This is a genomic window from Stenotrophomonas sp. HMWF003, assembly GCF_003061285.1.
GTDB lineage: Bacteria > Pseudomonadota > Gammaproteobacteria > Xanthomonadales > Xanthomonadaceae > Stenotrophomonas > Stenotrophomonas maltophilia_AP.
In genome coordinates, this window is record NZ_QAIW01000044.1 from 1 (window position 1) to 8975 (window position 8975).

At 68.1% G+C, this 8975-nt stretch carries 10 protein-coding genes and 1 pseudogene; 4 read left to right on the forward strand and 7 right to left on the reverse strand.

The genetic code is table 11. The features are described from left to right. Positions 1 to 288: alpha/beta fold hydrolase (locus DBR34_RS01470; protein ID WP_146186749.1), on the reverse strand; the 288-nt coding region annotated here is incomplete at its 3' end. 216 nt (positions 289 to 504) lie between these two features. On the opposite strand from DBR34_RS01470, the gene DBR34_RS01475 reads away from it, so the two are divergent. Beyond that, positions 505 to 1410: an aspartyl/asparaginyl beta-hydroxylase domain-containing protein gene (locus DBR34_RS01475; RefSeq protein WP_181393873.1), complete on the forward strand. Its 906-nt coding sequence runs from the start codon at positions 505 to 507 to the stop codon at positions 1408 to 1410. Between the two features lie 248 nt (positions 1411 to 1658). On the opposite strand, the gene speE is transcribed toward DBR34_RS01475, so the two are convergent. After that, entirely contained in the window at positions 1659 to 2513 is an 855-nt protein-coding gene (gene speE, locus DBR34_RS01480; protein ID WP_128095422.1) for a polyamine aminopropyltransferase, read from the reverse strand. Positions 2514 to 2705: 192 nt separating this feature from the next. Between speE and speA the strand changes: the two genes are divergently transcribed. Together speA and DBR34_RS01490 are read left to right on the forward strand one after the other, a co-directional pair. After that, a complete protein-coding gene (gene speA / locus DBR34_RS01485) occupies positions 2706 to 4595 on the forward strand; it encodes an arginine decarboxylase (RefSeq protein ID WP_128095423.1) in 1890 nt (629 codons plus the stop codon). A gap of 91 nt (positions 4596 to 4686) precedes the next feature. Continuing rightward, the gene (locus DBR34_RS01490) at positions 4687 to 5010 is read left to right on the forward strand and encodes a DUF6122 family protein (RefSeq protein ID WP_128095424.1); all 324 of its coding nucleotides are present in this window, start codon (positions 4687 to 4689) and stop codon (positions 5008 to 5010) included. Between the two features lie 218 nt (positions 5011 to 5228). Here the strand turns inward: DBR34_RS01490 and DBR34_RS01495 are convergent, their stop codons facing one another. Genes DBR34_RS01495 through DBR34_RS01505 form a run of 3 tightly spaced genes read right to left on the reverse strand, consistent with a single transcriptional unit; the run spans position 5229 to position 7515 of the window. Next, positions 5229 to 6554: a sensor histidine kinase gene (locus DBR34_RS01495; RefSeq protein WP_128095425.1), complete on the reverse strand. Its 1326-nt coding sequence runs from the start codon at positions 6552 to 6554 to the stop codon at positions 5229 to 5231. Then, positions 6551 to 7213, reverse strand: coding sequence for a response regulator transcription factor (locus DBR34_RS01500; protein ID WP_038685747.1), 663 nt, complete (start codon positions 7211 to 7213; stop codon positions 6551 to 6553). The genes DBR34_RS01495 and DBR34_RS01500 overlap by 4 nt, the downstream gene beginning before the upstream one ends. Next, complete coding sequence (locus DBR34_RS01505; protein WP_128095426.1) at positions 7213 to 7515, reverse strand: PepSY domain-containing protein; 303 nt, start codon at positions 7513 to 7515, stop codon at positions 7213 to 7215. Before DBR34_RS01505 ends, DBR34_RS01500 begins: the two co-directional genes overlap by 1 nt. A 116-nt stretch (positions 7516 to 7631) precedes the next feature. Between DBR34_RS01505 and DBR34_RS01510 the strand changes: the two genes are divergently transcribed. Further along, positions 7632 to 8066, forward strand: coding sequence for a PepSY domain-containing protein (locus tag DBR34_RS01510; RefSeq protein ID WP_128095427.1), 435 nt, complete (start codon positions 7632 to 7634; stop codon positions 8064 to 8066). A gap of 72 nt (positions 8067 to 8138) precedes the next feature. Here DBR34_RS01510 and DBR34_RS01515 read toward each other — a convergent pair whose 3' ends face one another. After that, on the reverse strand, positions 8139 to 8642 hold the full coding sequence (locus DBR34_RS01515; protein WP_128095428.1) for a hypothetical protein: 504 nt from the start codon (positions 8640 to 8642) through the stop codon (positions 8139 to 8141). A 104-nt stretch (positions 8643 to 8746) separates the two neighbouring features. Next, a pseudogene (locus DBR34_RS01520) lies at positions 8747 to 8975 on the reverse strand (FAD-binding oxidoreductase); the annotation flags it as partial.

An 8975-nucleotide genomic window follows, 5' to 3' on the forward strand; every position in this document is an offset into this window, starting at 1 on the left:
CCCGCCGCTGAGCCCGTAGCCGGGCAGGTCCGGCGCCAGCACCTCGTGCCCGGCCACCGCCAGGCGCTGGGCCAGCGGCGCGAACATCCGCCCGTAGCCGCCGGCACCGTGCACCAGGATGACGGTCAACCCGGCGTCGGGCGGGCCGTGGCGATCCAGGTGCAGCGGGCCGTCCGGGCCGTCGATCCGGCACATGCGGGGTGCCTGGACGCCGGCCACGGGGTCGAAAAAGTCTTGGTAGGCCTCGCTGAGGGGCGGGTAGGCGGCGGTGACGGGGTGGCGGTGCATCGGGGTAGTCTAGGCCCCACGTTCAGGCACGGCGCGCTGAACAGGTCCCACCGCCCGCTTGACCCCGACGCACCCGGTGCCGACCATACGCCGTTGATTGCGACATGGGCGGCCGCCCCTCTCTGGCACGTCCCCGCCCCCTGACGCCTTACCGGTGCCGGTTTCTGCCGTGCATCGCCCCCACTTTTCGGTTCCGGCCCTGCCGGAGGAAGACTGATGACCAAGATCGTGCTGGCAGCGCTGTTCATCGCCTGCGTGCTGTACATCCATTTCCGCGGTAAGGTGCGCGCGCGCTGGTCCCGGCAGCTGCTGGACCACTCCAGCTTCATGGCCCCCATCAACGTGATCATGTACATGTTCTCGAAGGTGCCGACCACGCCGTTCCTGGACCCGGGCAAGGAGTTTCCGCAGCTGGAGCCGCTGCGCCAGAACTGGCAGATGATCCGCGACGAGGCGCTGGCGCTGCGCGATGCGGACAAGATCGCCGCGTCCAGCACGTTCAACGATGCCGGCTTCAATTCGTTCTTCCGCCGCGGCTGGAAGCGCTTCTACCTGAAGTGGTACGGCCCGTCGCATCCGTCGGCCAAGGCCCTGTGCCCGAAGACCACCGCGCTGCTGGAGTCGCTGCCGGACGTGCGCGCGGCGATGTTCGCCCAGCTGCCCTCGGGCAGCGAACTGCGCCCGCACCGCGACCCGTTCGCCGGTTCGCTGCGCCTGCACCTGGGCCTGACCACGCCCAATGACGATGGCTGCTACATCGTGGTGGACGGCATCAAGAAGAGCTGGCGCGATGGCGAGTGGATGATGTTCGACGAGACCTACATCCACCACGCGCACAACGAGACACCCGATGACCGGGTGATCCTGTTCTGCGATATCGCCCGCCCGCTGCGCTTCGGCCTGCCGGGCCTGTTCAACCGCGCAGTGGCGTCCACGCTGCTGGCCGGTGGCGCCTCGCCGAACCTGCCGGGCGACCCCACCGGTGGGGTCAACAAGGCGTTTGGCGGCGTGTACAAGGTGCGGCTGAAAGCCAAGGCGCTGCGCGAGCGCAGCGTGGTGGCCTACCAGGTGATCAAGTGGGGCCTGGTGCTGGCGGTGATTGCCGGGATCTGGGCGATCTGAGGCCTTGGGTTCATGGGGTTGCCGGCCAGCGGCCGGCACTACCGGAAACGCAAAAAACCCGCGCTGTCGCCAGCGCGGGTTTTTTTGTTTGTCCGCCTGCATCGCGGTTACAGGGCGCACCGACCAATGGTCGGTGCCTACCTCTTCAACGCCGGCCCCCAACGATCAACGCCGGGCCCGAAGCCAACCGGTAGAGCCGACCGTTGGTCGGCTGACCGCGGCAGCAATCGGCTCCGGCGCTCGGCGCTTCAGCCCTTCAGGGCTGAAGCCACGAACGGCGGGGTCACCAGCACGCCGGTGTGCAGCGCGGCGGTGTAGTACAGCGTGTCGAACGACTTGGCGGCCGCATCGGCCTGGCGGAAGTCGAAGCTGCTCTCGCCCTTGCGGGCCAGGGTGACGCTCCACCAGCCGGTCGGGTAGCACGGCTGCGGGAACGGCAGGGTCTTGAACGAACCGAAGCCCGCCTTGCCCATCTCGGTGCGCATTTCGTTGATCAGGTCCAGCTGCATCAGCGGCGATTCGGACTGCTGCACCAGGATGCCGTCGTCCTTGAGCGCCTTGAAGCAGCTCTCGTAGAAGGCCTTGTTGAACAGGCCTTCGCCCGGGCCGACCGGGTCGGTGGAATCGACGATCACCACGTCCACGCTGCCGGCCGGGCAATTGGCCATGTAGGCCACGCCGTCGTCGAACATCAGTTCGGCGCGCGGGTCGTCGTTGGAATCGCACAGCTCCGGGAAGTGCTTGCGGGCCATCACGGTGACCTGCTCGTCGATGTCGCACTGGGTCACGCTCTCCACGCCCTTGTGCTTGAGCACTTCGCGCAGGGTGCCGCAGTCGCCGCCGCCGATGATCACCACGCGCTTGGGCGCGGCGTGGGTGAACAGCACCGGGTGGCTGATCATCTCGTGATAGAAGAAGTTGTCCTTGCTGGTCAGCATGATGGCGCCATCGATGGTCATCAGGTTGCCCCAGTCGGTGGTCGCGAAGATCTCGATCTTCTGGAACGGCGACTGCACTTCATCCAGCTTGCCGGTCAGGCGGTAGCCGATGGCCGAGCCGGTGCGCTCGAAGTGCTCGATGTACCAGTTGTTGTTGTCAGTCATGGAATAGCAGTCCTGTTCGGAAGGGTGTTGGAGCCGGGCTGGCGGCGGTGCCGCGTGGCGCAAGCCACGTCCGGACGGGTTGGCCCGTTCAGGTTTCAAGCCTGAGCACGGGCGCGGGCGCGCATGATAACGGAGCTGTCGCCACATAGGCGTTATCATGCACCCCCTTTTTTACCAACCAGGCCCACTGAAATGACCGATTGGTCCCTCGACCAAGCCCGCAAGACCTACTCGATTCCGCATTGGGCGGATGGTTACTTCGACGTGGATCAGGCAGGACACATGGTGGTGAGACCGACTGGCCAGGACGGCCCGGTGGTGTCCTTGCCCAAGATCGTGGACGCCGCCCGCGAGGCCGGCGCCAAGCTGCCGCTGCTGGTGCGCTTCCCGGACATCCTGGGCCAGCGCCTGGGCAAGCTGCAGGCCGCGTTCGCGCAGGCCCAGGCCGATTGGGAGTACCCGGGCGGCTACACCGCCGTGTACCCGATCAAGGTCAACCAGCACCGCGGCGTGGCCGGCACCCTGGCCAGCCACCACGGCGAGGGCTTCGGCCTGGAAGCGGGCAGCAAGCCCGAGCTGATGGCCGTGCTGGCGCTGTCGCGCCCGGGCGGGCTGATTGTCTGCAACGGCTACAAGGACCGCGAGTACATCCGCCTGGCCCTGATCGGCCGCAAGCTGGGCCTGCAGACCTTCATCGTCATCGAAAAGCCGTCCGAGCTGAAGCTGGTGCTGGAGGAATCCAAGGCGCTGGACGTGAAGCCGGGCCTGGGCGTGCGCATGCGCCTGGCCTCGCTGGGCGCGGGCAAGTGGCAGAACAGCGGCGGCGACAAGGCCAAGTTCGGCCTTTCCCCGCGCCAGCTGCTGGACCTGTGGAAGTCGCTGCGCGATACCGAGTATGCCGACTGCCTGAGCCTGCTGCATTTCCATATGGGCTCGCAGATCTCCAACGTGCGCGACATCGCCAACGGCATGCGCGAAGCCACCCGCTACTTCGTGGAACTGTCGCGCCTGGGCGCGAAGATCACCCACGTGGACGTGGGCGGCGGCCTGGGCGTGGATTACGAAGGCACCCGCTCGCGCAGCTTCTGCTCGATCAACTACGGGCTGAACTCGTACGCCAGCAACATCGTGCAGCCGCTGGCCAATGCCTGCGAAGAGCACGGCCTGACCCCGCCGCGCATCGTTACCGAGTGCGGCCGCGCGATGACCGCGCACCACGCGGTGCTGATTGCCAACGTGTCCGAGGTGGAAGAGGCGCAGGAAGGCCGCGTGCCGGACCAGCACGACGACGAGCCGGCGGCGATCCGCCACCTGCGCGAGATCCACGACGAACTGGACGTGCGCCCGGCGGTGGAGCTGTTCCAGGAAGCGCAGCACTTCCATGCCGAAGGCCTGTCCAGCTATGCGCTGGGCCAGATCGACCTGCCGCAGCGGGCGCGCATCGATGACCTGTTCTACGCCATCGCCCATGCGGTGCGTGCGCGCCTGAGCTACGACGAGAAGAGCCATCGCCCGGCGCTGGACGAGTTGAACGAACGCCTGGTGGACAAGTACTTCGTCAACTTCAGTGTGTTCGAGTCGATTCCCGATGCGTGGGCGATCGACCAGGTGTTCCCGATCGTGCCGATCGAGCGCCTGAACGAGCAGCCGCAGCGTCGCGGCATCATTGCCGACATGACCTGCGATTCCGATGGCATGGTCAAGACCTACGTCGAGAACGAGAGCCTGGACAGCTCGCTGCCGCTGCACGCGCTGAACCCGGGCGAGAGCTACCGCATCGCGTTCTTCATGGTGGGCGCGTACCAGGAAATCCTGGGCGACATCCACAACCTGTTCGGCGACACCGACGCGGTGGAAGTGCTGGCCGACGCCGATGGCTACGCGATCACCCAGCAGCGCCGCGGTGATACCACCGATGTGATGCTGGACTACGTGGGCTACAGCCTGGCCGACCTGCGGGCCAGCTATGCCGAACGCGTGGCGGCGGCGAAGCTGTCGCCGGCGCGTGCACAGGAACTGTCCGACGCGCTGGAAGCGGGTCTGACCGGGTACACCTACCTGTCCGACGAGCCTCTGGTCTGAGCCGACGGTGACGGGTGCTGGTCTTCGGGCCACACCCGTTCACGTAACGCCGGGCGCTGCCCGGCGGTCATTGCAAGGCACCCCACACCCCATGAGCGCGCGCGCCATCTTCCACCTCGTCCTGCATGCCGCCGTGCCGGCGTTGCTGGCGTGGATGTTCTGGCGCAAGCGCTTCCTGTCGGCGTGGGCGCTGCTGTTGCTGGGGTGGATCATCGACCTGGACCACCTGCTGGCCGACCCGATCTACGCCCCGAACCGCTGCAGCATCGGCTTCCATCCCCTGCATACCGCGCCGGCGATTGCGGTGTATGCGGGCCTGTGCGTGCCGAAGAAAACCCGGCTGTTCGGCATCGGCCTGATGATCCACATCGTGCTCGACGCCATCGATTGCTGGTGGATGCACCAGGCCCGTTGAAATACACCCCGGGGTAGAGCCGACCGTTGGTCGGCTGCCGCACACGTCGGCGCGTTCGGGTGTCCGCGAAACGCAGCCGACCAACGGTCGGCTCTACGAGCGGTGCGCGATTTCCTCCCTGGGGTAGAGCCGACCGTTGGTCGGCTGCCGCACACACCGGCGCGTCCGGTTGTCCACAAAACGCAGCCGACCAACGGTCGGCGCCACCCGGCTGCGGGTCAGCCCGCCGGCAACGTCAACGTCGCCCTCAACCCGGGGTGCGTATTGGCTAGCACCAAGCTGCCACCGTAACTCTCGGCGATGTCGGCCACGATCGCCAGGCCCAGGCCGCTGCCGGCCGCGCGCTGGTCCAGTCGCACGCCACGCTCGAGCACGCGCTGCAGCTCCGCGTCGGGCAAGCCCGGGCCATCGTCCTCCACGCGGAGGTGCAGTTTGTTGCCCTCGTGGCGCACGCTGACACGCACCCTATGCGCGGCCCACTTGCCGGCATTGTCGAGCAGGTTGCCGAGCATTTCCTCCAGGTCTTCGCGTGCCCCGGCAAACAGCCCCTGCGCATCCGGGTCCTGGTCGAACACCAGCCCGCGCTCGTTGTGCACGCGCTGCATCAAACTGCACAGCGCGCCCATGACCGGCGCCACCACGGTGCGCTGCTGGCTGTCGGCGCCGATCCCGGCGGCCAGGTAGCGCTCGATGCTGGCCTGCATGCGCGCGGTTTCGCTGCGCAGGGTCTGGCGCCAGTCGCTGCCATCGCCCTCGGCTTCGGTCATCAGCACCGTCAGCGGCGTCTTCAAGGCATGTGCGAGGTCCTCGGCACTGCGGCGCGCACGCACCACCATGCGCTGATGGTGGTCCAGCAGGTCGTTGAGCTGCACCGCCAGGGGCGCCACTTCCTTGACCAGCCCCTGCTGCGGAAAGCGCACGTTCTCGCCGTTGCGGACCTGGCCGGCGATGCGGCTCAGTTCGGCCAGCGGGCGCAGGCCGTAATGCACCTGGGTGACCAGCACCGCGAACCACAGGGCCACCAGCACGGCCAGCGCCAGGGCCGTGCGCTGGCGGAACGCGCTGACCTGGGCGTCCAGATCGCTGCGGTCGGTGGCCACCACCACGCGCAGCGGCGTGGGCACCCGCGGCAACGTGACCTGCTGGGCCAGCGCACGCAGCGGGGCCTGCAGCGGGCCGGTCGTGTCGAAGGCCTGCGCCGGCCCGGTGCGCAGCGTCGCCGGGGTGGACAGGGTTTCATCCCACAACGAGCGCGATTGGCCCAGTGGCTGGCCCTGGGCGTCCTGCACCTGCCAGTAGGTCCCGGAAAACACCCGCTGGTAGCGTTCGTCGAACAGTTCGCGGCGCAGCTGCAGGCGGCCCTGCGCATCGCTTTCGGCCAGCGCCAGCACGGCGATCAGTTCGTTGCCCAGGCGCTGGTCCAGTGCGTTGCGTGCCGAACGCTCGTACATCGCCCCCAGCCACCACGTGGCCAGCGCCGACACCAGCACCAGGCCCACGCCACCGGCGAGCAGCAGGCGGGTACGCAGCGAACCGGTGTTCATGGCTGCGCCGACAGGCGGAAGCCCTGCCCGCGATGGGTATGGATGAGGTCGCTGCCCAGCTTGCGGCGGATCCGTCCGATCAGCACGTCCAGCGTGTTGGAATCGGGGTCGAAGCCGGCCTCGTACACGTGTTCGCCCAGCCGCGAGCGGCTGATCACCACGTCGGGATGGTGCAGGAAGTAGCTCAGGATGCGCTGCTCCTGCGGGCTCAGGTGCAGCAGTTCGCCGTCCAGCTCGAAGCGGCCGGCGTTGACGTCCAGCAGCAGCGGCCCGCACTGCAGGCGCGGGCTGGCGTGGCCGGCGCTGCGCCGGATCAGCGCGCGCAGGCGCAGTAGCAGCTCTTCGGGCTGGAACGGTTTGGTCAGGTAGTCGTCGGCGCCGGCGTCGAAGCCGGCCAGCTTGTCGTGCCAGCGGGCGCGGGCGGTCAGCACCAGCACCGGGAAGCCGCGCCCGGCCTGGCGCCAGCGCTCGATGATGCTCAGGCCATCCAGCCCGGGCAGGCCCAGGTCGACCACCGCCGCGGCGATGTCCTCGATCTGGCCCAGCTCTTCGGCCTGGCGGCCCTCGGCGCTGTGCAGCACCAGGTAGCCGGCTTCTTCCAGCAGGGCCTGCAGCCGGTTGGCCAGCAGGGCATCGTCCTCGGCAAGCAGGATGCGCATCAATCTTCTTCCATCTTCAACAGGCGCCCGGTAGCGGCATCGTAATCCAGCTCCATCACCACCCCGTTGGCGCCGAGGATCTCGATCTCGTACTTGCCGTCGTCCAGCTCCACTTCCACCAGCGTGCCGGGGTAGCGGCGCAGGGCGTCGGCCACCACCTGCTGCAGCGGCACCAGCCGGCCCTGGCGCACGGCCTGGCGCACCGCCTCCTGCTGGCGGCTGCCGCCCTCGTGCACGCGCACGGGCTCCTGCGGGCTCAAGGCCAGCAGCACGGGCAACAACAGGGACGCGGCAAAAGGCATGCCTACGGTATACGCGGTGTGTCTAAACATTGCCTAACAGCCGGGCTCATGGTCCGCTTAAGTGCGCTTGCCAGACTGGCGGTGCCGGAATCGACCGGCCCCTTCTGGAGACCCCCATGAACAAGCTGATCCTGGCCGCCGCCCTTGCCACCGCACTGGTGTCCACCCCGGCCTTCGCCGCCGACCTGAGCGCTGCCGACGTGCAGGCCAAGCTGCGCGCCGCCGGTTACACCCAGGTGCACGAGCTGGAACGCGACGATGGCCTGTGGGAAGCAGACGTCACCCGTGCCGATGGCAGCTTCGAAGAAGTGATCGTGGACCCGGCCACCGGCGAGATCTTCGACCCCCGCAGCCCCCGCGCCCTGCTCGATGCCGGGCAGATCCTTGCCGTGGCCCAGAAGGCCGGCTTCCGCCAGGTGGAGTCGTTCGAACGCGACGGTGCCACCTGGAAGCTGGAGGCCCGCAACGCGCGCAACCAGCGCGTGGAAGTGCGCATGAGCGGCCACGACGGGCGCGTGTTGTCGAGCAAGCGCGAAGGCTGGTGGGACTGAGCACTGCAGCGCGCATGACGCGGATGCAGAAACGGCCGGGGAGCCCGGCCGTTTCGCTGTGGTGGTGCTACCTCACCAGCCGTACGGCGGCGGGTAATCCCAGTACCCCGGGCCGGGGCCGTAGCCATAACCGCCATACCCACCGTAGGGGCCGAAGCCCGGACCCTTGCCCTCGCTGACGCGGATGTTCACGTTGACGTTGTGGGTCTTGCCTTCGTCGGTGGTGTAGTTCTTGTTGAGGTTCAACTCGGCCGCGTTGTAGTGCGTATTGCCGAAGTTCTTGGCGTAGCCGATGCCGGTGGTGATGCTGCCGTTGACCCGCAGCTTGTCGTCGGTGACATCGGCGATGCCGTTGGCCGCACCCCGGTCGCTCCGGCGGCGGCCGCTCTTGTCGCCGTAGAAGGTGCCGGGCGGGTCGCCGCGCAGCGACCCGTCGCCCAGGTACTGCATGGGCGCCTGCGGGACCGCCAGGTTGAGACCGGTCGCCGACTGCGGGCCGGTGGCCCCTGCCGCGGACTGGGCCAGGGCAACCCCGGGGGCAAGCAGGCACAGCAGCAGCGAAAGCGAGCGGATCATGATGGGCTCCGGAACGGACGGGCGGCACGCAGGCCGCCGACAGCGCTGACGCTATCACCGGCTGCTTGAACGATGCCTGTCATGGCAGCGCCTCCCGGGGAACTTTACTCCAGCCGCTCAAACCCGAACAGCGCGGCCAGCGGGTGCCTGCGGCGTTCGATGCGGGCGCGCAGCAGGCCGGCGCCGATCATCGAATAGGTGATGCCGTTGCCGCCGTAGGCCATGCCGAACAGGACCCGCGGGCCCCATTGCTTGTGGGGGCCGAAGAAGGGCAGGCCGTCGGCGGTTTCGGCAAAGGTGCCGGCCCAGGAGAAGGCCGGCTGCAGCGGCAGG

Coding starts and splice junctions, on each gene's coding strand:
- DBR34_RS01475 (WP_181393873.1), top strand. CDS start 505: ATGACCAAGATCGTGCTGGCAGCGCTGTTCATCGCCTGCGTGCTGTAC.
- speE (WP_128095422.1), bottom strand. CDS start 2,513: ATGACTGACAACAACAACTGGTACATCGAGCACTTCGAGCGCACCGGC.
- speA (WP_128095423.1), top strand. CDS start 2,706: ATGACCGATTGGTCCCTCGACCAAGCCCGCAAGACCTACTCGATTCCG.
- DBR34_RS01490 (WP_128095424.1), top strand. CDS start 4,687: ATGAGCGCGCGCGCCATCTTCCACCTCGTCCTGCATGCCGCCGTGCCG.
- DBR34_RS01495 (WP_128095425.1), bottom strand. CDS start 6,554: ATGAACACCGGTTCGCTGCGTACCCGCCTGCTGCTCGCCGGTGGCGTG.
- DBR34_RS01500 (WP_038685747.1), bottom strand. CDS start 7,213: ATGCGCATCCTGCTTGCCGAGGACGATGCCCTGCTGGCCAACCGGCTG.
- DBR34_RS01505 (WP_128095426.1), bottom strand. CDS start 7,515: ATGCCTTTTGCCGCGTCCCTGTTGTTGCCCGTGCTGCTGGCCTTGAGC.
- DBR34_RS01510 (WP_128095427.1), top strand. CDS start 7,632: ATGAACAAGCTGATCCTGGCCGCCGCCCTTGCCACCGCACTGGTGTCC.
- DBR34_RS01515 (WP_128095428.1), bottom strand. CDS start 8,642: ATGATCCGCTCGCTTTCGCTGCTGCTGTGCCTGCTTGCCCCCGGGGTT.